The organism is Streptomyces sp. NPDC048002, from assembly GCF_040653275.1.
Classification (GTDB): Bacteria; Actinomycetota; Actinomycetes; order Streptomycetales; family Streptomycetaceae; genus Streptomyces.
Window position 1 is genome coordinate 176,058 of the sequence record NZ_JBEZNL010000008.1, and the last position, 23,484, is coordinate 199,541.

The 23,484-nt window shown below is 69.2% G+C and carries 22 protein-coding genes and 1 riboswitch; of the genes, 12 read left to right on the forward strand and 10 right to left on the reverse strand.

Going from position 1 to position 23,484, the window contains the following annotated elements; translation table 11 throughout:
* Window positions 1-29: 29 nt before the first annotated feature.
* From cydB to hisC, 3 genes are all read right to left on the reverse strand, one after another.
* Window positions 30-1,034 (reverse strand): cytochrome d ubiquinol oxidase subunit II, encoded by a 1,005-nt coding sequence (gene cydB / locus AB0E07_RS13990; RefSeq protein WP_362250100.1) that lies wholly within the window; start codon window positions 1,032-1,034, stop codon window positions 30-32.
* Window positions 1,035-1,054: 20 nt separating this feature from the next.
* Complete coding sequence (locus AB0E07_RS13995; RefSeq protein ID WP_362250103.1) at window positions 1,055-2,563, reverse strand: cytochrome ubiquinol oxidase subunit I; 1,509 nt, start codon at window positions 2,561-2,563, stop codon at window positions 1,055-1,057.
* A gap of 263 nt (window positions 2,564-2,826) precedes the next feature.
* Window positions 2,827-3,906 (reverse strand): histidinol-phosphate transaminase, encoded by a 1,080-nt coding sequence (gene hisC, locus AB0E07_RS14000; protein WP_362250105.1) that lies wholly within the window; start codon window positions 3,904-3,906, stop codon window positions 2,827-2,829.
* A gap of 417 nt (window positions 3,907-4,323) precedes the next feature.
* On the opposite strand from hisC, the gene AB0E07_RS14005 reads away from it, so the two are divergent.
* From AB0E07_RS14005 to AB0E07_RS14015, 3 genes are all read left to right on the forward strand, one after another.
* On the forward strand, window positions 4,324-5,436 hold the full coding sequence (locus AB0E07_RS14005) for a LacI family DNA-binding transcriptional regulator (protein ID WP_362250107.1): 1,113 nt from the start codon (window positions 4,324-4,326) through the stop codon (window positions 5,434-5,436).
* Window positions 5,437-5,637: 201 nt separating this feature from the next.
* Entirely contained in the window at window positions 5,638-6,714 is a 1,077-nt protein-coding gene (locus AB0E07_RS14010; protein ID WP_362250110.1) for a metallophosphoesterase family protein, read from the forward strand.
* Window positions 6,715-6,908: 194 nt separating this feature from the next.
* Complete coding sequence (locus tag AB0E07_RS14015; protein ID WP_362250112.1) at window positions 6,909-7,769, forward strand: hypothetical protein; 861 nt, start codon at window positions 6,909-6,911, stop codon at window positions 7,767-7,769.
* 141 nt (window positions 7,770-7,910) lie between these two features.
* Here AB0E07_RS14015 and AB0E07_RS14020 read toward each other — a convergent pair whose 3' ends face one another.
* Window positions 7,911-9,308 (reverse strand): VWA domain-containing protein, encoded by a 1,398-nt coding sequence (locus tag AB0E07_RS14020; protein ID WP_362250115.1) that lies wholly within the window; start codon window positions 9,306-9,308, stop codon window positions 7,911-7,913.
* Between the two features lie 424 nt (window positions 9,309-9,732).
* Between AB0E07_RS14020 and AB0E07_RS14025 the strand changes: the two genes are divergently transcribed.
* Both AB0E07_RS14025 and AB0E07_RS14030 read left to right on the forward strand, forming a co-directional pair.
* Entirely contained in the window at window positions 9,733-10,182 is a 450-nt protein-coding gene (locus AB0E07_RS14025; protein WP_362250118.1) for a hypothetical protein, read from the forward strand.
* Between the two features lie 124 nt (window positions 10,183-10,306).
* A complete protein-coding gene (locus tag AB0E07_RS14030; RefSeq protein ID WP_362250121.1) occupies window positions 10,307-10,579 on the forward strand; it encodes a hypothetical protein in 273 nt (90 codons plus the stop codon).
* Window positions 10,580-10,776: 197 nt separating this feature from the next.
* On the opposite strand, the gene thiC is transcribed toward AB0E07_RS14030, so the two are convergent.
* On the reverse strand, window positions 10,777-12,645 hold the full coding sequence (thiC, locus tag AB0E07_RS14035) for a phosphomethylpyrimidine synthase ThiC (RefSeq protein ID WP_362250124.1): 1,869 nt from the start codon (window positions 12,643-12,645) through the stop codon (window positions 10,777-10,779).
* Window positions 12,638-12,824, reverse strand: a riboswitch (TPP riboswitch). It overlaps the preceding gene by 8 nt.
* Window positions 12,825-12,895: 71 nt before the next feature.
* Between thiC and AB0E07_RS14040 the strand changes: the two genes are divergently transcribed.
* Entirely contained in the window at window positions 12,896-14,305 is a 1,410-nt protein-coding gene (locus AB0E07_RS14040; protein WP_362250127.1) for a YibE/F family protein, read from the forward strand.
* A gap of 163 nt (window positions 14,306-14,468) precedes the next feature.
* Here AB0E07_RS14040 and AB0E07_RS14045 read toward each other — a convergent pair whose 3' ends face one another.
* From AB0E07_RS14045 to AB0E07_RS14060, 4 genes are all read right to left on the reverse strand, one after another.
* Entirely contained in the window at window positions 14,469-14,906 is a 438-nt protein-coding gene (locus AB0E07_RS14045) for an SsgA family sporulation/cell division regulator (protein ID WP_362250271.1), read from the reverse strand.
* Window positions 14,907-15,006: 100 nt separating this feature from the next.
* The gene (locus AB0E07_RS14050) at window positions 15,007-15,771 is read right to left on the reverse strand and encodes an IclR family transcriptional regulator C-terminal domain-containing protein (RefSeq protein ID WP_362250274.1); all 765 of its coding nucleotides are present in this window, start codon (window positions 15,769-15,771) and stop codon (window positions 15,007-15,009) included.
* 325 nt (window positions 15,772-16,096) lie between these two features.
* Window positions 16,097-16,309: a DUF5326 family protein gene (locus AB0E07_RS14055; protein ID WP_362250130.1), complete on the reverse strand. Its 213-nt coding sequence runs from the start codon at window positions 16,307-16,309 to the stop codon at window positions 16,097-16,099.
* Between the two features lie 183 nt (window positions 16,310-16,492).
* Complete coding sequence (locus AB0E07_RS14060) at window positions 16,493-16,810, reverse strand: cupin domain-containing protein (protein WP_362250132.1); 318 nt, start codon at window positions 16,808-16,810, stop codon at window positions 16,493-16,495.
* A 60-nt stretch (window positions 16,811-16,870) separates the two neighbouring features.
* Between AB0E07_RS14060 and AB0E07_RS14065 the strand changes: the two genes are divergently transcribed.
* From AB0E07_RS14065 to AB0E07_RS14085, 5 genes are all read left to right on the forward strand, one after another.
* The gene (locus tag AB0E07_RS14065; protein WP_362250134.1) at window positions 16,871-17,248 is read left to right on the forward strand and encodes a phage holin family protein; all 378 of its coding nucleotides are present in this window, start codon (window positions 16,871-16,873) and stop codon (window positions 17,246-17,248) included.
* Between the two features lie 5 nt (window positions 17,249-17,253).
* Entirely contained in the window at window positions 17,254-17,745 is a 492-nt protein-coding gene (locus tag AB0E07_RS14070) for a low molecular weight protein-tyrosine-phosphatase (protein WP_362250137.1), read from the forward strand.
* Window positions 17,742-18,881 (forward strand): cystathionine gamma-lyase, encoded by a 1,140-nt coding sequence (locus AB0E07_RS14075; protein WP_362250140.1) that lies wholly within the window; start codon window positions 17,742-17,744, stop codon window positions 18,879-18,881. Before AB0E07_RS14070 ends, AB0E07_RS14075 begins: the two co-directional genes overlap by 4 nt.
* A gap of 215 nt (window positions 18,882-19,096) precedes the next feature.
* A complete protein-coding gene (locus tag AB0E07_RS14080; RefSeq protein WP_362250143.1) occupies window positions 19,097-20,002 on the forward strand; it encodes a LysR family transcriptional regulator in 906 nt (301 codons plus the stop codon).
* A gap of 83 nt (window positions 20,003-20,085) precedes the next feature.
* Complete coding sequence (locus AB0E07_RS14085; RefSeq protein ID WP_362250146.1) at window positions 20,086-20,568, forward strand: NUDIX hydrolase; 483 nt, start codon at window positions 20,086-20,088, stop codon at window positions 20,566-20,568.
* A 2-nt stretch (window positions 20,569-20,570) separates the two neighbouring features.
* Here the strand turns inward: AB0E07_RS14085 and AB0E07_RS14090 are convergent, their stop codons facing one another.
* Window positions 20,571-21,899 carry a globin domain-containing protein gene (locus AB0E07_RS14090; RefSeq protein WP_362250150.1) on the reverse strand — a complete coding sequence of 443 codons (1,329 nt, stop codon included), beginning with the start codon at window positions 21,897-21,899 and terminating at the stop codon, window positions 20,571-20,573.
* Window positions 21,900-22,608: 709 nt separating this feature from the next.
* Between AB0E07_RS14090 and AB0E07_RS14095 the strand changes: the two genes are divergently transcribed.
* Window positions 22,609-23,475, forward strand: a complete 867-nt coding sequence (locus AB0E07_RS14095; protein WP_362250154.1) for a GNAT family N-acetyltransferase — start codon at window positions 22,609-22,611, stop codon at window positions 23,473-23,475.
* Window positions 23,476-23,484: the final 9 nt, after the last annotated feature.

Sequence of the window (23,484 nt, forward strand, 5' to 3'; positions counted from 1 at the left end):
GGCTTGACTGCACTGCTTCACTGCGCGGTTCAGTGCACGGACTCAGCGATGTGCTGCGTGCCGATGCGCTTGCGGAACACCCAGTAGGTCCAGCTCTGGTAGAGCAGGACGATCGGCGTGGCGATGCCGGCGCACCACGTCATGATCTTCAGCGTGTACGGGCTCGACGAGGCGTTGGTGACCGTGAGGCTCCAGTCCTCGTTGAGCGACGACGGCATGACGTTCGGGAAGAGCGTCAGGAAGAGCATCGCCACGGCGGCCACGATGGTCACGCCGGACAGTGCGAACGCCCAGCCCTCGCGGCCGCCCTGGTTGGCCACCAGCGCCGCCACCAGTGCCGCCACGGCCACCAGGAGCGCGGCGAGGCTCTCCCCGTCGCCGTTCTCGACCTGGGTCCACACCAGGAAGATCAGCGCGAGCGCGGCTGTGGCGAGACCGACCTGGAGCGCCAGCTTCCGTGCCCGCTCCCGGATGTCCCCGACCGTCTTCAGCGCCACGAACACCGCGCCGTGGAAGGTGAACAGGGTCAGGGTCACCAGTCCGCCGAGGATCGCGTACGGGTTGAGCAGGTCCCAGAGGTTGCCGACGTACTCGAAGTCGGCGTCGATCTTCACGCCGCGCACGATGTTGCCGAACGCCACGCCCCACAGGAACGCCGGGATCAGCGAGGACCAGAAGATCGCGGTCTCCCAGTTGCGCTGCCAGTTCTCCTCCGGCCGCTTGGCCCGGTACTCGAAGGCCACGCCCCGCACGATCAGTGAGACAAGGATGATCAGCAGGGGCAGGTAGAAGCCGGAGAACAGGGTGGCGTACCACTCGGGGAAGGCGGCGAAGGTCGCGCCGCCCGCCGTGAGCAGCCACACCTCGTTGCCGTCCCAGACCGGGCCGACGGTGTTGATCAGTACGCGCTTCTCGGGCCGGTCGCGGGCGAGCAGCCTGGTGAGGATGCCGACTCCGAAGTCGAAGCCCTCCAGGAAGAAGTAGCCGATCCACAGGACGGCGATCAGGACGAACCAGACGTCGTGCAGTTCCATGACTGTGCAGCTCCCTCGGCCTAGTACGAGAAGGCCATCGGCTTGTCGGCGTCACGGGAGTCGCCGCCGATCTTCGTGGGCGGGTTGAGGTCGGCCTCGGTGAGCTCGGGCGGGCCGGCCTTGACGTACTTGGCGAGCAGCTTGACCTCGATCACGGCGAGGACCGCGTAGAGCGCGGTGAAGACGATCATCGAGGTGAGGACCTCGCCCTGGGAGACACCGGGGGAGACCGCGTCGCGGGTGCGCAGGACGCCGTAGACGACCCACGGCTGGCGGCCCATCTCGGTGAAGATCCAGCCCCAGGAGTTGGCGATCAGCGGGAAGACCATGGTCCAGATCGCGACGCGCCAGTACCACTTGGTGAGCTTGGGGCCGAGGACCTTCCCGCGGAACAGGACCAGGTTCGGCACTTCGTCGTCACCGGTCCTGAGGGCCTGCGGCAGCATGAACTTCTTGCGGGTCAGCCACAGTCCGACCAGTCCGAGGGTGAAGGACGCCATGCCGAAGCCGATCATCCAGCGGAAGCCCCAGTAGGCGACCGGGATGTTGGGCCGGTAGTCGCCGGGGCCGTACTTCTCCTGCTCGGCCTCGTTGACGTCGTTGATGCCGGGGACGTAGGAGCTGAAGTCGTCCTTGGCCAGGAAGGACAGCAGGCCCGGGATCTCTATGGCGACCTTGTTGTGGCCCTCGTCGACGTCGCCGTAGGCGAAGATCGAGAAGGGCGCGGGCGCCTCGCCGTCCCACAGCGCCTCGGCGGCGGCCATCTTCATCGGCTGCTGCTCGTACATGATCTTGCCGAGCACGTCGCCGCTGACCGCGGTGAGCAGACCGCCGATGGCGATGGTGACCAGGCCGAGCCGGAGCGAGGTCCGCATCTCGCGGATGTGCTTCTTGCGCCGCAGGTGGAAGGCGGCGATGCCGGCCATGAAGGCACCGCCGGTGAGGAAGGCGGCGGAGAGGGTGTGGAAGGCCTGCGCCAGGGCGGTGTTCTGGGTCAGGACCAGCCAGAAGTCGGTGAGTTCGGCCCGGCCCCGCTCCTCGTTGATCCGGTAGCCGACCGGGTGCTGCATCCACGAGTTGGCGGCGAGGATGAAGTAGGCCGACAGGATCGTGCCGATCGACACCATCCACATACAGGCGAGGTGGATCTTCTTGGGCAGCTTGTCCCAGCCGAAGATCCACAGCCCGATGAAGGTGGACTCGAAGAAGAAGGCGATCAGGGCCTCGAAGGCGAGCGGAGCGCCGAAGACGTCGCCGACGAAGCGCGAGTAGTCGGACCAGTTCATGCCGAACTGGAACTCCTGCACGATGCCGGTGACGACGCCCATCGCGATGTTGATCAGGAAGAGCTTGCCCCAGAACTTGGTGGCCCTGAGGTACTTCTCGTTCTCCGTGCGCACCCAGGCGGTCTGCAACCCCGCCGTGAGCGCGGCGAGCGAGATCGTCAGAGGGACGAACAGGAAGTGGTAGACGGTGGTGATGCCGAACTGCCATCGCGCCAGAGTCTCCGGCGCCAAAGCCAGGTCCACGTCGTCAGTCTCCTTACATCGCCGTGGTCACAGCGGCAGTTTGCCCCTTATGTCCCGCGCATCATGGGATCAACCCGGACACGCTTGTGAACGCGTTCACATTCACAAGCAATTATGACGTACGGATTATCGAAGCTCGAAGGGGGGTCCCGCTTGGGCCGTTCGGCACTACTGCCGGCGCCGACTTCACCACCGCGTCGGATTGCCCGAAACGCGGCCGGCCCCCGCGGAGGCGTCCACGGGGGCCGGCTGCGAAGGCGCGGTCAGAGTTCCTTGCGGAACGCCTCCGCGACCTTCAGGAAGATGTCGTTCGCCTCGGTCTCACCGATCGTGACCCGCACACCCTCGCCCGGGAACGGCCGGACCACCACACCGTGCTCCTCGCAGGCGGCCGCGAACGGAGCCGTGCGCTCCCCCAGCCGCAGCCACACGAAGTTGGCCTGGCTCTCCGGCACCGTCCAGCCCTGGGCACGCAGCCCCTCGGAGACCCGGGCGCGCTCGCAGACCAGCGAGCCGACCCGGCCGAGCAGCTCGTCCTCGGCCCGCAGCGAGGCGACCGCCGCGTCCTGCGCCAGCTGACTCACGCCGAACGGCACCGCGGTCTTGCGCAGCGCCGCCGCGACCGGCTCGTGGGCGATGGCGAAGCCGACCCGGAGTCCCGCGAGGCCGTACGCCTTGGAGAAGGTGCGCAGCACGCACACGTTCGGCCGGTCCCGGTAGATCTCCACGCCGTCCGGCACCTCGGGGTCGCGGATGAACTCGCGGTAGGCCTCGTCCAGCACCACCAGCACATCACCGGGCACCCGGTCCAGGAACCGCTCCAGCTCGGGCCGCTTCACGACCGTGCCGGTGGGGTTGTTCGGGTTGCAGACGAAGATCAGCCGGGTCCGGTCGGTGACGGCGTCCGCCATCGCGTCCAGGTCGTGCACATCGCCCCGCGTCAGCGGGACCTTCACCGAGGTCGCGCCGCTGATCTGCGTGATGATCGGGTACGCCTCGAAGGAACGCCAGGCGTACATCACCTCGTCGCCGGGGCCCGAGGTGGCCTGGAGCAGCTGCTGTGCCACGCCCACCGAGCCGGTGCCGGTGGCCAGGTGGGTGACCGGGACGCCGAAGCGCTCGGACAGCTCGTTCATCAGGCCGGTGCACGCCATGTCCGGGTAGCGGTTGAAGGCGGAGCCCGCGGCCGTCACGCTCTCCATCACCCCGGGCAGCGGCGGATAGGGGTTCTCGTTGGAGGAGAGCTTGTAGGCGACCGGGCCGCCGGCCGCGGCGGGCTTGCCCGGCTTGTAGGTGGGGATACCCTCCAGCTCGGCGCGCAGCTTGGGGCTCGTCTCGCTCACCGCAGTCCTCCTCGCGACCACCGGCGGCCCATCGTCACCACCGGCTTCCAATGCTTCTCACCTTATGAGGATTCGGCTCGGCTGCGTACAGGTGCGGGCGGACCACATCCGTCACACCGGCATCACGGGCATCGCACCGTAAATCTGTACGAATCGGGGGCGCGTCACACATATATCTATGCGCCGGTAGCTCGCGCCGTGGCGCGCATCCCTCGTGCAGGTGAGTTGAGACCTCTTCGAAACATCGAGACCTTGGCAGGTGTGCGCACTCCGACAAGTCACGTATCGCTATGGGAACGTTCAACTCCCTTGCAATCCAATGTGCTTGACGTCGGATGACCATGCAGAAACGTGCCTGTCAACCGTTGCATATGCGTCCGCACTACCCCACCGCATGAGCCCTACTATCGGCTCGCCATGACAGCAGCAGGGAAGCACCAGGTGAGCCGCGCGGAGACCGCCCGCCGGGGCAACCGGCCGGGCCGGGCAGGCATCAGAGACGTCGCCGCCGCCGCCGGGGTCTCCATCACGACCGTCTCCGACGCCCTCAACGGCAAGGGCCGACTCCCCGACGCCACCCGGCGTCACGTCCGTGAGGTGGCCGACCGGCTGGGCTACCGGCCGTCCGCCGCGGCCCGGACGCTCCGCACCGGCAAGTCGGGACTCATCGGCCTGACCGTGACGACGTACGGGGATGAACCTTTCACCTTCACCGAGTTCGCGTACTTCGCCGAGATGGCCCGCGCCGCCACCTCCGCGGCGCTCGCCCGCGGCTACGCCCTGGTGATCCTGCCCGCGACCTCCCGCCACGACGTGTGGTCGAACGTCGCCCTGGACGGCACCGTGGTGATCGACCCGTCCGACCAGGACCCGGTCGTCAGCGAACTGGTCAGGCAGGGGTTACCGGTCGTCTCCGACGGCCGCCCCGCCGGGGCGCTGCCGGTCACCGCCTGGGTCGACAACGACCACGAGGCCGCCGTCCTCGGCATCCTCGACCACCTCGCGGACGCCGGCGCCCGCCGCATCGGCCTGCTGACGGGGACGACGACGGACACGTACACCCATCTGTCCACGACCGCCTACCTCCGCTGGTGCGAGCGGGTCGGGCAGGACCCGGTGTACGAGGCGTACCCGGCCCACGACCCGTGCGCGGGGGCCGTCGCCGCCGACCGGCTGCTGGCCCGCCCCGACCGCCCGGACGCCGTCTACGGCCTGTTCGACCCCAACGGCACCGATCTGCTCGCCGCCGCCCGCCGCTACGGGCTGCGGGTGCCGGAAGACCTCCTGCTCGTCTGCTGCAGCGAGTCCACCGTCTACGCCAACACCGAGCCGCCCATCACCACGCTCTCGCTCAAACCGCGCCGGATCGGCACCGCGGTGGTGCAGCTCCTCATCGACGCGATCGAGGGGGTCGAATCGGACCAACCGGTCGAGCAGGTGATACCGACCGAGCTGATCGTCCGTACCTCTTCCCAGCGACGCCCGCCGCGTACGACCGTCAGTCCGCCTCGCTCACCCGAGGAACAGTAGAAACCGCGCGGACCGCGGACGGCAGAAGCCCTGCCCAATCGGGGCGAAAGCCGCGGTGAACCGGAGCCCTGTTCTGATTCACCACCCCTGGGTCATCACATGGCGCGATCTGCATTCCTATGATGGGCCCACGACACCGCGGGCCGCTGCGACCAGGCAGTCCGATGCGGTGCAGATGCGGCGCGATGGTGGAGGGGTCTGATGACTCAGGGGGCCGGTCAGGGACCCGAGGTGGAGCGGACGGCGACGTTGCGCGACTTCCGGGTGCCCGCATACGTCCACGAGACCGGTCCGTACGCCCAGAGCACCCATCCCGGGGACGTGGCACCGCCCGCCGAGGAGACCTACCCCGAGGGGTACACGCCGACCCGGCGGGACCTGCCCGTCATCAACCGCGGTGACACTCTTCAGGTGACCGTCGAACCCGCGGCGGCGACGGTCCCCCAGCAGGGCGAGGGTCCCGGGCCGCTGTTCGTCGTCGGGGACGTGCACGGCTACCTGGACGAGCTGCTGGCCGCGCTGCGGCAGCAGGGGCTGATCGACGCCGCGGGCAGCTGGTCCGCCGGAACCGCCCGCCTGTGGTTCCTCGGCGACTTCACCGACCGCGGCCCGGACGGCATCGGCGTCATCGACCTCGTGATGCGGCTGTCCGCCGAAGCGGCCGCGGCCGGCGGCTACTGCAAGGCCCTGATGGGCAACCACGAGCTGCTGCTGATCGGCGCCAAGCGGTTCTCCGACACCCCGGTCAACTCCGGCGCGGGCACCGCCACCTTCCAGGCCGCCTGGCTGCTCAACGGCGGGCAGAAGACCGACATGGACCGCCTCCAGGACCACCATCTGCAGTGGATGGCCCGCCTGGACGCCATGGAGGAGGTCGACGGCCATCTGCTCGTCCACTCCGACACCACCGCCTACCTCGACTACGGCCGCTCGATCGAAGAGGTCAACGACACCGTCCGCGAGACCCTCACCCGCAACGACGCCGACGAGTGCTGGGACCTGTTCCGCAAGTTCACCCGGCGCTTCTCCTTCCGCGACGAGGGCGGCTCCGACGCCGTGCGCTCCCTGCTCGATACGTACGGCGGCACCCGGATCGTTCACGGCCACAGCCCGATTCCCTATCTGCTTGGCGAAGTCGGCTCCGAGGAGGGCGAGGACAGCGGCGGCCCGGTGGTCGCGGGACCGCACGTCTACGCCGACGGGCTGGCCATCGCCATGGACGGCGGTGTGACCATGGCCGGGAAACTGCTGGTCCAGCAACTTCCGCTGAGCGAATGACCGTTACCGGGAGCTGTCGTCCCCGGGCAGCGCTGCGGCCGTAGGCGCCACAGCCGGGCAGGCAATTTCTGGAAACCCCCTGTCACCGTGTGCCGTCACCGCTCTACCATCGGCTTATCCGTAGCAGGCTCCCCTCCGTTTCTGCCCGACGGCTCGTTGCCATGCGAGCCCCAAGCCCTACGGAGCATCGGGGGATGCACATGAACAGCGTTCCGCAGCACCTGTACAGCGAGGACCGCCAGGAGTACGAGCGGATCCTCGACGAGGCGCTGCGCTCCGCGCCAACCCGCCCGGAACTGGCCGCTGTCGGACAGCGGCTCAACCCTGAACAGCTGCGCACCATGGCGCTCAACGCCACCGCGATCATCACGGCGGCCGCGGCGACCGAGTACCAGCACTACGTGAAGGTCCGCGAGGAACTGCGCCAGCCGGCGCCGTCCACCCCGTCGTCCGCCCGCGAGTCCGGCTCCTCGGAGTCGGGCACGAGCGCGATGGGGCTCGCCGCCACCATGGGGGAGACCGCCGAGACCGCCGGCGCGGGCGTCGTCGCCGTCGCGGCCGTTCTCACCCCGGTTCTCGCCGGAATAGCCGCGGCGATCTTCCTGCTCGTCGGCTACATCCTGAAGATGCTCAGCCCCGAGCCGGCGTTCGCCCAGACCATGCTCACCACGGGGTGGGTGTTCGGCGCCGTGACGGCGGCCGCGATCCTCGTCGCGGCCGTCGGCCTGCTGCTCACCGCCCTGCGCAACAGGCCGGCACTCGAAACCGGCCCCTACGGGGAGTTGGGCGGCGAGGTGGCCCGGGCCAGGGAGGACTGGCGCGAAGCCCTGCTGGAGCGCGGCATCGTGCCGTTCCTGCGGGACGCGCTGGCCGACCCCGGCACCGCGGCCGCCCTGCACCGCACGGCACCCACCAGCCGGATCCCGAACCTCGGCTACGACCGGCCCGGCTTCAGCAGCCCCGGTGAGGTCCCCTCGTCGGGCCCACGCCCGAGCTTCACCAGCCCGGACTACACCAGCCCCGACTTCGGGGGTCCGGAGCACCAGCCGGAGTGACCCGGGGCACCTTTCGGCTTGCGCCCCCGTAGCGGGGAGCGCAAGCCGACCGTCCGGGGCATCGGTGCGCCTACGGCCGATGCGGTATGCCTTGCGCCCCCGTCGCGGTGGACGCCGTCCGCTTCGTCGTCCGCGGCACGCTCAGAGAAGGCCCGCGCCGCGTGCGGCCACCGTCCACTGCGGGAACTCCGAGAGCAGACGGTCGTAGAGCTCCTGGTCGGGGACGGTACTGATGTCGTCCACCGCGAAGAACCCCGTGTTGTCGACGCGGCGGCCGGACAGGGTGTCGAGGCGCTCCAGCACGCCGTAGTTGGACTTTCCGAGGCCGACGAACTGCCAGAAGATCGGCTCGTCGACGGCCTCCCGGAGCTCCTTCTCGATCTGCGCGTTGCGGTAGATGCCGCCGTCGGAGAAGAACAGCACCAGAGTGGGAGCGGTGACCGGGGTTTGGCGCACATAGGCGCGGACCTCGGCGATCACCTTCTGCTCCTCGTTCTGGATGCCGACGGACCGCATGTCGACCTGGCTGTCGGCCAGCCCCTTCTTCCGCTTCTTGCCCCCGAAGAGGCTCATCTCCCCGCACCGCACGTGCAGCTGGATCCAGTCGGGCAGTTCGCCGATCCGGAAGTCCGGCAGGCGGGCCGGGTTCGAGGCGAACGTCCATGCCTGCATGTCCCCGTCGTCGTCCAACTGCGCCGCCACGGCGGCCATCCGCTCCACGACGTCGGCGACGACTCCACGGGAGTACAGGAACGACATGGAACCGGAGGCGTCCAGAACCAGGATGACGCGGGCGGTGATGCCGGTCGCCCCGTGCTTGGTGAGACTGACGGCCACCTGCTGCTTGCGCAGGTCCAGACGCTTGCGCATGTCCACCGGCAGGTGCTCCTCGCCCTTGGTGAGACTGTGCGCGCCGCCCCCCGCGTGGGGCGCGGCCGGAGGCCCGGAGGGGGCGGGCTGCGCTACGGGCGCGGGGGACTGCGCCACAGGTGCGGGAGGCTCGACGGCGTCCTCCTCGTCCACCGTGATTCCGAAGTCGGTCGCCAGTCCCGCGAGCCCGGACGCGTATCCCTGCCCCACCGCCCGGAACTTCCACTTCCCCTGGCGGAGGTACAACTCTCCGCCGATGAAGGCGGTCTCCGTGCCGGCCTCCATGACGAAGTGCGCGATCTCGGCACGGGTCCGTTCGTCGAGCACACGCAGAACCAGCCCCGGGACCTGCCCGAACGTCCCGCCGTCCGCCGAGGCGCACAGCACGATCCGCTCGATGGCCGCCTCCAGCGCGCCGAGTTCCACCGTGACGGTGTCGGTGGTCGTACCCGCGCTCCGCTGCTTGCCCAGATGACTCACGGCCTTCGAGGCGTGGTGCGGCTGGTTGTAGAAGACGAAGTCCCCGTCGTCCCGCACCCGCCCCGCCGCGGTGAGCAGCAGCGCCGAGGCATCCACGTCCGGCACCCCCGGCCCCTCGGACCAGGTCAGCTCCACGCGCACGACCGTGGCATCTACGGGAAGGTTGGCGCCCTTGCTCAGTGCAGTCATGGGATCAGTGTGCCCACTGATCCGCTGCCCCTGGAAGAGCCCGGCTACGCGGCGGAGGTGACACTGTTTCACGTGAAACCTCGCGGCGAGTGGTCTACCTCTGAGGGGAGCCTCTTTACACACCCCACGCACGCAAACCCATGATCTGGCAAAGCGGCTTGCCGTTGTGTTACGTTCTATGCGCGTTGAACACCCGGACAGACCAACCGGGTTAAGACGCCAGGACCCCACCTCCAACTGCCACGCAAGCGGCCTGACCAGCCGTCGGCGGTTCCTGGGTTGGTGTGTCCGGAGAGAAATTATCGGGGGAAGAAGTCCGGGGGGACCCTTTCGGTTTCCACGCCTGTCCAGGTCGCCCACACGGGCTTCCTCCCCTTGCGATAGAACGCAAGGGAGATTTTACATGACGCGCAATACATTGCGTATGGCAGCGATTTCGGCTATGGCCGCGGTGACTCTTGGTGCTGGTGCCGGTCTGGCGCAGGCTTCGGAGGCAACGCAGGCCCGTACGGGGGCTGCCGCCGAGGTGACCATGCCCGCGGCCGACGCCCGCGCGCTCCTGACCAACCGTGCCATCAAGGCCGAACTGACGGCCAAGGAAGTGCAGTCGGTGCGCGCCGTGGCGGACGGCACCGCCACTGAGCGGCAGACCCGTGGTGTCGTGGGCAGTGCCGCCAAGGCGCTGTTCAACCTGATGAAGAAGCACGGCGGCAAGCTCTACGACGACGCCATCAAGGCTGCCAAGGGCGGCTGGGGCAAGTTCCGTTCGTACATGGACGGCCTGAACTGGTACCACCCGGTCCGTATCGCCTGGGTCGCAGCCGGCGCCGAGGCCCAGTACCAGCTGTACAGCTACATCCGCAGCCTCTTCTAGGAGCTGAGGTAGTGCCCAGGCACCGGGCCGCGGTCGGCGCCTGGGCACCTTCCGCCGCCGCGCGTCTGCACATCAGCGCGTCGCGGCCTCTCGTCCGACCCCGGCTTCTTCCGAGGGAAATGCCATGCACTCCGCCCCCGAAGCACCCTCCGCAGTGAAGACCCTGTGGGCCTCGCCTTTCTGCTTCATTGCCGCGGCTTTCGTCGCGTTCAACATGATCGGCCACCACTCCGCGGGCTGGGCTCTGATGGCCGCCGGACTCCTCGGCCCTCTCGCCGCTCTCGTCTGGGGAGCGGTCCGGCGCGAGCGACCCGACTCATTCGTGATCGTCCCGCTGGGAGCAATGGTCCTGTTCACCGTGCTCTTCGGCATCAATGAGGGCTTTCCCTGGTCCTGACGCCTCCGTCGGGACCATCCCGAGAGCGCGCGGACGCCGAAAAGGGGCGAGCGATCGTTCGCATGAGCAACGATCAAGGCGGCCTCGTGACGCCGGCTGCCCTGATGGTCCACCTGCTCCAGACGGCAGTGGGGACGCGGAAGGGACCCGCCCGTGCGTCGGGTGCGGGTCGCCTCCGTGTCCCCTGGTGGTCGGCCTCAGTCGGCCAACGGCAGATACAGCCGATTGCCGAGGGACGCGAACTCCCTGGACTTCTCCAGCATCCCGGACTCGACCTCCTCGGGCGTCGCCCCGGCCTCTCCGCCGAACTGCTCCGTGATGCTCCTGCTGATCTTCATCGAGCAGAACTTCGGCCCGCACATGGAACAGAAGTGCGCCGTCTTGGCCGGCTCCGCGGGCAGGGTCTCGTCGTGGAACTCCCGCGCCGTGTCCGGGTCGAGGGCCAGGTTGAACTGATCCTCCCAGCGGAACTCGAAGCGCGCGTCCGACAGGGCGTCGTCCCAGTCCTGGGCTCCCGGGTGCCCCTTGGCGAGGTCCGCCGCATGAGCCGCGATCTTGTAGGTGATGACGCCGGTCTTGACGTCGTCGCGGTTGGGCAGGCCCAGGTGCTCCTTGGGCGTGACGTAGCAGAGCATCGCCGTACCCCACCAGGCGATCATCGCCGCGCCGATGCCCGACGTGATGTGGTCGTAGGCCGGCGCCACGTCCGTCGTGAGCGGGCCGAGCGTGTAGAACGGGGCCTCCTCGCAGATCTCCTGCTGAAGGTCGATGTTCTCCTTGATCTTGTGCATCGGGACGTGGCCCGGACCCTCGATCATGGTCTGCACGTTGTGGCTCTTCGCGATCCGGTTGAGCTCCCCGAGCGTCCTCAACTCCGCGAACTGCGCCTTGTCGTTGGCGTCCGCGATCGAGCCGGGCCGCAGCCCGTCGCCGAGCGAGTACGTGACGTCGTAGGCGGCGAGGATCTCGCAGAGTTCCTCGAAGTTCTCGTACAGGAAGCTCTCCTTGTGGTGCGCGAGGCACCACGCGGCCATGATCGAGCCACCGCGCGAGACGATTCCGGTCTTGCGGTTCGCGGTCAGCGGCACGTACGGCAGACGCACACCCGCGTGGACGGTCATGTAGTCCACGCCCTGCTCGGCCTGCTCGATGACCGTGTCCTTGTAGATCTCCCAGGTCAGTTCCTCGGCCTTGCCGTCGACCTTCTCCAGGGCCTGGTAGAGCGGCACCGTGCCGATGGGGACGGGGGAGTTGCGCAGCACCCACTCACGGGTGGTGTGGATGTTTCGGCCGGTGGAGAGGTCCATGACCGTGTCGGCACCCCAGCGGGTCGCCCAGGTCATCTTCTCCACCTCCTCCTCGATGGAGGAAGTCACCGCGGAGTTGCCGATGTTGGCGTTGACCTTCACCAGGAATCGCTTGCCGATGATCATCGGCTCGATCTCCGGGTGGTTGACGTTGGCGGGCAGCACCGCCCGCCCGGCCGCGATCTCCTCACGGACCACCTCGGGTGAGACGTTCTCACGGATGGCCACGTACTCCATCTCGGGCGTGATCTCGCCCCGGCGGGCATAGGCGAGCTGCGTGACCACCTGGCCGTCCCGTCCCCTGCGGGGCAGGCGCGGGCGGCCCGGGAAGACCGCGTCCAGGTTGCGCAATCCGCCGCGCGGAGCCGTGTGCTTGATCCCGTCGTCCTCCGGGCGGACCGGACGGCCCGCGTACTCCTCCGTGTCGCCACGGGCGATGATCCAGTTCTCCCGCAGCGGGGGCAGCCCCCGGCGGACATCGGTGTCGACGAACGGATCGGTGTACGGGCCCGAGGTGTCGTACAGCGTGACGGACTGCCCGTTGGTGAGGTGCACCTGACGGACCGGCACACGGAGATCGGGGCGCGAGCCCTCGACGTACCCCTTGTGCCAGCCGATGGACTTCCCGTTCTCCCCGCCCGACGAACCGTTCGACGAGCCATTCGTCGACCCGTGCGACGACCCCTCGGCCGAGCCGTCGGTCGAGCCGTTCGTCGCGTTCTGCGCGGAGGCAGGCGTGCGTGCGTCCTTGATGGTCATAAGACCTACTCCCTACGCCGGCATTACCCGGTAACAGGTTCGGCGGTCGACGCAGCGATGTCCGTCTGCCGATGTCCCGTGTGCAACGTCACTCACAGGTGATGTTCCACGTGAAACATGGCTGGGACGGAGGTCAGCGCCCTCTCAGCCCGGTGCTCCGAGCTCCCGCGTGTACAAAGGTGACTCCACGCTAGCGTCAATTCGGGCGCGCTGAACAGGGGGCCTCTGTCGTTCTTGCGATGATCGGTCGGTGACCTCGACGCATGAACCTCCCTTCCCACCGCCCGAGCCCCCGCGCGGCCCCGGTTCCGGCTCCACCGGCGGTGGCAGTGGCGGTGACGACCATGGACATGGGCACGGCCATTCCCACAGTCATTCCCATGGCCCCGCGGCTCCGGTCTCCAAGCACCTGCGAAAGGTGATCGCGGCCGTCCTGATCCCGTTCGCCACGGCGGTGGTGGTCGGGCTCGTGGTGCTGTGGCCCGGCGGCGCGCCTCCGCACGAACGCACCGGCGTGGGCTTCGACCGGCAGACCCAGGAAGCCACCGTCACCAAGGTCGAGAGCGTCAGCTGCGAGTCGGTGAACGCCTCGGGCGTGCCCCCGACCGGCGACACCTCCACCGCCGAGGGGTCCACCGCACAGCAGCAGGCCGACGCCGAGACCTGCAAGAAGGCGACGGTCCGGGTCGACACCGGCAAGGACAAGGGCCGCACCTTCACGGAGATCGTGCAGCCCGACCAGTCCCGGCAGCTGCACGAGGGTGAGAAGGTCATCGTCGCCTACGAGCCCTCGGCGCCCAAGGACCTCCAGTACGCGGTCACCGACGTCAACCGCCGGGTCCCCATGGCCGTGCTCGCCGGCATCTTCGCGCTCGTGGTCGTGCTGGTGGGCCGGATGCGCGGCGTGATGGCGCTGATCGCGCTCGCCATCAGCTTCCTGGTGCTGACCCTGTTCATCCTGCCCGCCATCCTCCAGGGATCGAATCCCCTGATCGTGGCGGTGGTCGGATCCAGCGCCATCATGCTGATCGCGCTCTACATGTGCCATGGCCTGTCGGCGCGAACATCCGTGGCGGTACTCGGCACGCTGATGTCCCTGCTGCTGATCGGCATTCTGGGCTCTGTCTTCATCGACTGGGCCGCGCTGACCGGCAACACGGACGACAACACCGGTCTGATCCACGGGCTGTACCCCGAGATCGACATGAGCGGCCTGCTGCTCGCCGGCATCATCATCGGTTCGCTCGGTGTCCTGGACGATGTGACGGTCACGCAGACCTCGGCCGTCTGGGAACTCCACGCGGCGAGCCCCGCCATGGGCCGGCGCGAGCTGTACCGGGCCGCCATCCGGATCGGCCGCGACCACATCGCGTCGGTGGTCAACACCCTGGTCCTCGCCTACGCCGGCGCCGCGCTGCCCTTGCTGCTGCTCTTCACGATCGCGGAGAGCAGTGTGGGCACGGTCGCCAACAGCGAGCTGGTGGCGGAGGAGATCGTGCGCACGCTGGTCGGCTCGATCGGTCTGGTCGCCTCGGTGCCGCTCACCACGGCTCTTGCCGCACTGGTGGTCTCGGCGGACCGCCCCGAGCGGCAGCTCGCGGCGGCGGGCGGCCCGCCGGCTCCGGCGCGCGGCGGGCGGGGGCGGCGCCGGAAGCGGTGACGGCGGGAGCGCTGAGCCCCGTGCGGGCGGGGCTCGTCCCTCTTTCCCGGGCCGGGGGGCATCGATCCGGGAAGAACCGTCGATCCCGGAAGAAGCGTTACTGCACAACCCGCTGGGCCCTGCTGAAGCGTTACGGCGACCGCCACGCGCCCTGCCGCACCGTTCAGCCCGCGCTCTGCTCCTCCGCCAGGATGCGGTCCAGGGCCTCGTCGAGGCTGGCGTCGAAGTCGGACAGCGCTCCCTCCTGGCCCAGCGGAACGAGCTTGTCGGTGCGGTCGAGGAAGGCCACGAGCGGCGCCGAGGAGGACCGGAACAACGCGTGGTCGCCGCCGACCTGAAGCCGGATCAGAACGTCCCCGAGCGACTCGGGGTCGGCGGGCGCGACCCGGACATCGCCCTCGCCGCACGGCCGGCCGACCCCGTCGATCAGCAGCTCACGCCCGAACGCCCAGGTGACCGGGGCGTCCCCGGGCAGATGGAAGGTCAGCCGCACCGCATAGGGATCAGAGGTCTCGTACCGCAACTCCACCGGGATCCGGAAGGAGAGCTCCTCGGAGACGAGAAAGTTCATCATGACCTCTGCCTGCACGGACTCACCCATCATCTACCCCGTCGTCTGCGGTCGAATTGGCCAGGAAAGATCCCCCTGACGTTGATGGAATCTTGCTTAAAGTGCGCGACAGATCACAAGGAGTGAGTTTTCAGATACTGATAGAGATCGCCAGTGATCCCAGGTGCTGCCCGATTTCGCCCTGCAATTGCTGAGCCGCGGCCATCAAACGGTCGGCCTGATGCGCCGGAAGGGAGATGGCCAGGGTCGCCGCGGTGTTACCCAAAGTGATCGGAATGGCGGCGCAGACCGTGCCGAGCGCGTACTCCTGACGCTCGATCACCACCTCCATGCGCTGCATTCGGTCCAGCCGCCGCAGCAGCGCGTGGTCGTTGCAGACGGTGTACGGGGTGAGGGGCCACACAGGATGGCGGCGCAGATGGTCGCGGCGCGTGGCCTCGTCCACCTGGGCCAGCAGACACTGGCCGATGGCGTGCGCGTGCCCGGTCGCACGGAAATCGGCCCACTCCTCGACCGCCGGATTGGCCGGGGTGTCGGAGACGCACATGACCTCGATCTCTCCGTCTCGGTACATCGCGTAGTAGACGGGCACGCCGAGGGCGTCCCGCCAGTGGGCGAGCGTGTCGGCGACCGTGCCGCGACGTTTCTCCTGTGCCCCGCTGCTGCTCAGCCGCTCCGCCGCCTCCCCGAGGAAGAAGCGCCCTTTGTCGCGCCGGAGATAGCCCTCGTGGACCAGGGTGCGCAGCAGGTGGTACGCGGTCGGCAGGGCCAGCCCGTTCTCCCGCGCCAACTGCTTCGCGGGGGCGCCGTGTTCATGACCTGCGACGGACTCCAGCAGGCGCATCGCACGCTGGACGGATCCGATCAGGGTCGCGGAACCGGGGGTGTTCGTCAGCTCCGCGGAGTTCTGCGGTGTGGGTTGGGCCGGCGGCCGGACACAGGTGCCGGTGCCGGGGTAGGGGGTTCGGGCGGATGCGTGGGCCGCACCGGTTTCCGAGGGTGCGGTGTGAACCGTGGCCAAGGGTCACTCCCGAAGCGCGAGGGGGCAGCCCGTGCGGGGAACACGGGTGGGGGTGTACGCCGCTCACGGGGTGGTCCCCGCGTCGATTTTTCGGACTCTATGCGTCCGCCACCGCCCACAGACCGCCTGCCAGGAAAACTTCCCCCGGCCGAGGGAACCGAAGGATCCCGTTACCGCCCCTCGCCAGCCCCCGAGCGCCTCAGAAGTCGCTCCGCGAGGACGAGCTGGACATGAACTTCCGCACGACGTAGATGAGTCCGCCGACCAGGGCCACGAAGACCAGCACCTTGAACAGCAGGCCGATGACGAAGGTGAGGACGCTCGTTATCAGCCCGCCGAACACGACCAGGGCGATGACCGGCACCGCGATCCACTTCACCCACCACGGCAGTCCCGCGAAGATCTCACCCATCGTCCTCGTCCTTACCTCTCCACCCGTCGCTGTACCGGGTCCTGTCGGACGGTCCGCGCCTGTGCGGGCGGAGCCGTCGGTCCTTGCCTGCCTTCGATGCTAGAGCCGCGGGGGGTGCCGACGGGGGCCCCGGGCCCCCTGTCCTCCCCTGATCGATCCCCTAGGGAATCGGGGGCCCGCCCCTCAGCTCTCCGGCGGAGAGAACACCACGAGCACTCGCAGGTCCTCGCTGATGTGGTGGAACTTGTGGGCGACGCCGGCCGGCACGTACACGACGCTGCCCCGCGCCACCTGGGTGGTCTCCATGCCGACGGTGATCGCTGCGCGGCCGCTCACCACGAAGTAGACCTCGTCCTGACCGTGCGGCTGCTGTGGGTCGTGCTCGCCCGCGTTCAGCGCGTACAACCCGACCGACATGTTCCGTTCCCGCAGAAACTGCAGGTACGCGCCGTCGTTGGCGGCGCGCTCCGCCTCCAGTTCATCCAGCCGGAATGCCTTCATCCCTGTCGTCCGCCCTTGTCCCACTGCTCGTATCCGATCTCTTCTGCCACGATCAGACACATGAAGAATTTTGTAGTCAAGACGATCGCCAACGCGGGCGCCCTGGCGGTTGCCGTATGGCTGCTGGACAAGATCACCCTGACCGGTGACAGCACCGGCAAGAAGGTCGGGACCCTGCTCCTGGTCGCCCTGATCTTCGGCCTGGTCAATGTCCTGGTGAAGCCGGTCGTGCAGTTGCTGAGCCTGCCGCTGCTGATTCTCACGCTCGGCCTGTTCACCCTGATCGTGAACGCGTTGATGCTGCTGCTGACCTCGTGGCTCGCCGACACGCTCGACCTGAGCTTCCATGTCGACGGCTTCTGGACCGCCGTCCTGGGCGGCCTGATCATCTCGATCGTCTCCTGGGCCCTCAACGTCGTCCTGCCCGACGGGGACTGATCCGCATGCCTTATCGCGTCTGCTTCGTCTGCACCGGCAACATCTGCCGCTCCCCGATGGCCGAGTCCGTCTTCCGCGCGCGGGTGGCCGAGGACGGACTCGACGGACTGGTCGAGATCGACAGCGCCGGGACGGGCGGCTGGCACGAGGGCGACCCGGCCGACCCGCGCACCGTGTCCGTCCTGGAGGAACACGGCTACGACACCGGTCACTCCGCCCGGCAGTTCGAGGCTTCCTGGTTCGCCCGCCTCGACCTGGTCATCGCCCTCGACGAGGGCCACCTCAGGGCGCTGCGCAGGCTCGCCCCCACCGAGCAGGACGCCGCGAAGGTACGGCTGCTGCGCTCGTTCGACCCCGCCGCCCGCGACGACCTCGACGTACCCGACCCCTACTACGGAGGGCTGGAAGGCTTCGAGGAGTGCCTGGCGATGGTCGAGGCCGCGAGCGACGGGCTGCTCGACGCCGTACGGGAGAAGGCGCGGGAGCGGGCGGCATGACCGGCGCCGCGCGGGGCGCGGGCGACGGCACGCGCGCGGTGCGTGCCGGACTGCCCGAGCCGGTGAAGCACGAGCCGGCCCTGCCGGGCCCGGTCTTCGCCGCCCACTTCCACCTGCCGGGCGATCCCACGGGCCCGTACACCTACGGCCGCGACGAGAACCCGACCTGGACCCGCCTGGAGCGGGCCCTGAGCGAGCTGGAGGCACCCGACGAGGACGGCGTCGAGACACTCGCCTTCGCCTCCGGCATGGCCGCGGTGTCCTCGGTCCTGTTCTCCCAACTGCGCACCGGGGACACGGTCGTCCTGCCCTCCGACGGCTACCAGGCTCTGCCCCTCGTACGCGACCAGCTGGAGGCGTACGGCATCCGGGTGCGCACCGCGCCGACCGGCGGCGACGCCCAGCTCGACGCCCTCGACGGGGCACGGCTGCTGTGGCTGGAGACGCCCTCCAACCCCGGTCTGGACGTCTGCGACATCCGGCGGCTCGCGCGGGCCGCACACGAGCGCGGCGCCCTGGTGGCCGTCGACAACACCCTCGCGACGCCGCTCGGCCAGCGGCCGTTGGAGCTCGGTGCCGACTTCTCGGTGGCGAGCGGCACCAAACAGCTGACCGGGCACGGCGACCTGCTGCTCGGCTACGTCTGCGGCCGCGACGGCGAGGCGATGGCCTCGGTCCGGCGCTGGCGCAAGATCGTCGGTGCGATCCCGGGCCCCATGGAGGCCTGGCTCGCGCACCGGTCCCTCGCCACGCTCCCCCTGCGTGCGGAGCGCCAGGACGCCACCGCCCTCACGCTCGCCGAGGCCCTGCGCGACTGGCCGGAGGAGCTGGGGGTGCGCTATCCGGGGCTCCCGACCGATCCCTCGTACCCGACCGCCGCACGGCAGATGCGGCGCCATGGCTGCGTGGTCTCCTTCACGCTCCCCACGCGCGCGCGTGCCGACCGGTTCCTGGCCGCGCTGCGGCTCGTCGACGACGCGACCAGTTTCGGCGGCGTCCGGTCCACGGCCGAGCGGCGCGGGCGCTGGGGAGGGGACGCGGTGCCGGAGGGGTTCGTCCGGCTGTCGGTCGGTGCCGAGGATCCGCAGGACCTGGTGGCGGACGTGCTGCGCGCCCTGGAGGAGTCGGCGGGCTGAACGGCCCCGGGGTGCCCGGTCACGTTCGGCGGACGGTCCGAGCCTCCCCCCTCGTGGCTCGGACCGTCCTCGGTTCCGCGCGCGAAGAACCGCGCGAACAAGGCTAGTTGACTCTGTGTCAGTGTCCAATCACGGTAGCGACAGAGACCTATCGACTTATTTATAGTTGGGCGCGGCCTGGGGGTTGAGGGAGACCTGAGACGAGGAGGTGTGCCATGGACCTGGCCTTGCTGCGCACCTTCGTGACCGTGCACCGCGCGGGCTCCTTTACCCGCGCCGCCGCCCTGCTCGGCCTCTCCCAGCCCGCCGTGACCTCCCAGATACGCACCCTGGAACGGCAGCTGGGACGCCCGTTGTTCCTGCGCCAGGCCCGAGGCGTCACGCCGACGACGATCGGCGACGAACTCGCGCACAAGGCCGCGCCGCACCTGGACGCCCTGGTGGAGATCACCGAGACGGGCCTCGACGACGAGTCGTCCCTGCGGACGCTGCACCTGGCCGGGCCGCCCGAGTTCACCGCCGAACGGGCACTTCCCGCGCTCACCGAGCTGACCGGTGAGGACGGCCAGGGCTTCGCGCTGCGGGCGTCCTTCGGCAACGACGAGGAGACCCTGGAGGGGCTGGCCGCCGGACACCATGATCTGGCCATCACCACGGCCCGCCCGCGTGGCGCTCTGCTCACCGCGACTGCGCTCTGCGACGAGGAGCACGTCCTGCTGGCCGCCCCGCGCTGGGCCGAGAAGATCGCCTCCGGGACACCGGGCCGCAAGGGGGCGCCCGCGCTGGAGGACGTTCCGGTGATCGAGGTGCACGAGTCGCTGCCCTTTGTCTCCCGCTACTGGGCCTCCGTCTTCGACACCCGCCCGGCCGTCCCGGGCACCGTCATCGTGCCCGACCTGCGGGCCGTACTGGCCTGCACCGTCGCCGGCGCCGGCCTGGCGGTGCTGCCCCGCTATCTCTGCGGGCCCGAGCTGAGCCGCGGCGACGTCGTCGCCCTCCACGAACCCGCGGTGCCGCCGCTGCGGACGTACTTCCTGGTCGTCCGCACCGGCACCCTGGCGATGCCGCACATCGCGCGGGCCCACGAGTGGTTGCTCCAGACGGCCTCGGACTGGTGCTGAGCGGACCGCGCACCAACCGGACTCCGGACATGCGGGAGGTCCGGCGATGTTTCACGTGGAACCAGCCGGGCCACATTTCTCCCATGACCGTCCGACCCGTGGTCAAGCGCACCGCACGCGCCGTTCTGCTGGACGGTGACGACCTGATTCTGATCAAGCGCACCAAGCCCGGCGTGGATCCCTACTGGCTGACCCCCGGCGGCGGAGTCGAGCCGACCGACACCACCGTCGTGGAGGCCCTCCACCGCGAGGTGTACGAGGAACTCGGCGCCAAGGTCGTCGCCGTGGTGCCGTGCTTCGTCGACACCGTCGAACACATCGGTGAGGACGCCGCCACCACCGGTGTGAAGGTGCAGCACTTCTTCGTCTGCCGTCTGGAGTCGATGGACCCGTCGCTGCGGCACGGTCCGGAAGTCGACGAGCCGGTCGGCGAGTACGAGATCGTCCGGGTGCCGTTCACCCGTGTCGGCATCGCCTCGGTGCATCTCGTCCCGCTGTCGCTGCGGCACTATCTGGACGGCAACATCGAGGGCGTACGAGCGATGCACGCCCCGGACCTGGGCTGAGGTCAGCCCTCCGCGGTGACCAGGTCCTCCAGGGCGTCATGGCGTATGCGCTCCGAGGGGACCCCCAGGTCCCTGAGTACGTCCACACCGCTGCGGATCATGCCGGGCGGGCCCGAGACATAGGCGTCGTACTCGTACCAGGGCCCGAACTGACGGATCGCGTCGGGCAGCTGCACCAGGCCGTGCCGGTCCACCACGGGGCGGACGGCCAGCCAGGGGTGGGACTGCTGGAGCCTGAGCATCGTGTCGATGTCGTACAGGTCCTGATCGCTGCGGGCTCCGTAGAACACCTCCACCGGCCGCCGCTCACCGTGCTCGGCAACGTCCTCGACCAGCGCCTTGATCGGGGCGATACCGGTGCCACCGCCGAGGCAGAGCAGTCCGCTGTCGGTGGTGTGGTCCACCGTCATCGAACCGCCCGGCGGACCGAGCCGGATGATGTCCCCCGGGCGGGCCCGGTGCACGAGCGCGTTCGACACCCACCCCGCGGGGACGGCCTTCACATGGAAGGACAGCAGGCCGTCCGAGCGGGGCGCCGAGGCGAAGGAGTAGTGCCGCCAGATGCGGGGCCACCAGGGCGTCTCCACGCTGGTGTACTGCCCCGCGAGGAAGGGGTACGGCTGGTCGGGACGGACGGTGACGACCGCGACGTCCCGGGTCCTGAGGTCGTGCGCGACGACCTCCGCGTACCACCAGGCCGGCGCGCGCAGCTCGTCCGCGGCCGCCGCGTCGATCATCACCTGCGAGATCGTCGTGTACGTCCGTACCCAGGCCGCCTCCGTCTCGGGGTCCCAGATCGCGGAGGCGTACCTGCTGAGCGCTCCGATGAGGCACTCGCCGACGGCCGGATAGTGCTCGGCACGGGTGCCGTACTTGCGGTGGCCCCGGCCGAGGTTCTGCAGATACGCGACCAGGACCTCGGTGTTGTCGATGTGTTCGGCGGCGGTGAGCAGCGCCTTGAGCAGCCGGTCCCGCTGGGTGTCCATGGCCGCCGGGAACAGGGAGCGCAGGTCGGGGTGGCGGACGAAGAGCAGCGCGTAGAAGTACGACGTCACCTTGTCGGCGACCGGGCCGACCTCGGCCATGGTCCGGCGGACGAGAACGGCGTCCGGGGATGCCTGCTGGGCGGGCACGGAACGCTGGACCGGCACGGCGCCCTGGACGGGGGCACCGGAGCCGAACGACGCCGGCACGGGCTGCCCCGGCCCTGCGGCGGCCGGTACCTGCCCCACATCCTGGGGCACGGCGGGCTGGGCGGCTCGGGACGTGAACCAGCCGTCCCCACCGCCGGAAGTGCCGTTGTCGGCCGACGTGGTGGCCGGAGCGTCCATGGTGTGTGCCTCGCCTCGAACATTTCGGTCGGTCTGCGCACTTCCTCGCTCGGAAGATGCCTGCTTTCCCCGTGGACGGCTGTGCTCTTCCCTTTCGGTGCCCTGGCCAACGCGGCCACATTCAAACCCTGTTCACACGGCGTACGGACAAGTACGGAGAGAGTGTGACATTGACCGCAGTCCACCCAAACGCAGCATCCCACCGCGCGCGCAGGCCTCGGTCGCATATGCGCAAATACGGGTCCTCGACCTCTCCGTCCCGTTAAGCTGCGTCGCCTTGCCCACGGCCCGCACCCATGACGTACACCCGCCCCGCGGCACCCGTCCCGGATGCGAACCGGAGTCGACCCTACCGGCCCGCGCCGCGCAGACAAGTCCCCTCATCGCAAGCCGCCGGGCGACCAGGGATGAAGCCACAATTTCGTTCAATTACCGGTCCCGGCACACCAATTCATAGGCATCCCATAGATCCCTCCCGATGCACGAGAGGGTCACCGGACCGGGCCGACCGTGGTCAGCATGGACCACGGAGATCGGTACAGCAGCGAACAGGTCCGTTCACGCGGCCGCATGCCGTTCGTCCGTGTTTCACGTGAAACGGCCCTGCGGCGAGACCTCCGGGCCCGCCGGCCCCGACATGGCCAAAAGGTCGTATGTCTCACCGGAAACGGCTGGACGACACGGCCACCCGTCAGACAGCCTGACCTGCGTGCCCACTCCTTCCCTCGCCGCTCTGCCCATTCGACGTCTGACGCCACGCGATCTCGCCGCCTGCGCCGACCTGTCCGAGAACCGGGGCTGGCCCCGGGAGGAACACAAGTGGGGCCTGCTCCTCACAGCGGGCCAGGGGTACGGCATCGACGACCCCGACGGCGGACTCGTCAGCGCATGCGCGGTCACCCAGTACGGCCCGCACGGACGGCCCGCCCTGGCGGCGATCGGGATGGTGCTGGTGGCCGAGCGCCACGCACGGCAGGGCATCGGACGGCACCTGATGCGTCACGTCATCTCGGAGCAGGGCACCACCCCGCTGACCCTCCACGCCACCCCCAGCGGCCGACCGCTCTACGAGGAACTCGGCTTCAAGGCCACCGGCCGGGCGGAGATGCTGCGCGGCCACTTCGTCCCCGACGGAACGGAACCGCGGATCGCCACCCGCGCCGCCACCGCCGAGGACCTCCCCGCCATCCTCAGGCTGGACGAGGAGGTGTTCGGCTCGGACCGCACCCCGCTGATCGCCCGGCTGCCCGCCTTCGCGGATCAGCTGCGGGTCGCCGAGGCGAAGGGCCGCATCACCGGCTACGCGTCCGCCTGGCCCAACATGGACACCCATGTCGTCGGCCCGCTGATCGCCGCGGACACCCCGACCGCACAGGCCCTCATCACCTCGCTCGCCTCCCACACGGACCGCCCGCTGCGCACCGACATCGACGTACGGCACGAGGAACTCCTCACCTGGGCGAAGGAACGAGGGCTGACCTCCGTGGCCTTCAACGCCGTCATGACCTACGGCATCGACGAGTTGCCCGGCGACTGGAAGCGCCGGTTCGCGCCACTCACGGTCGCCGCGGGCTGAACCCCGCCC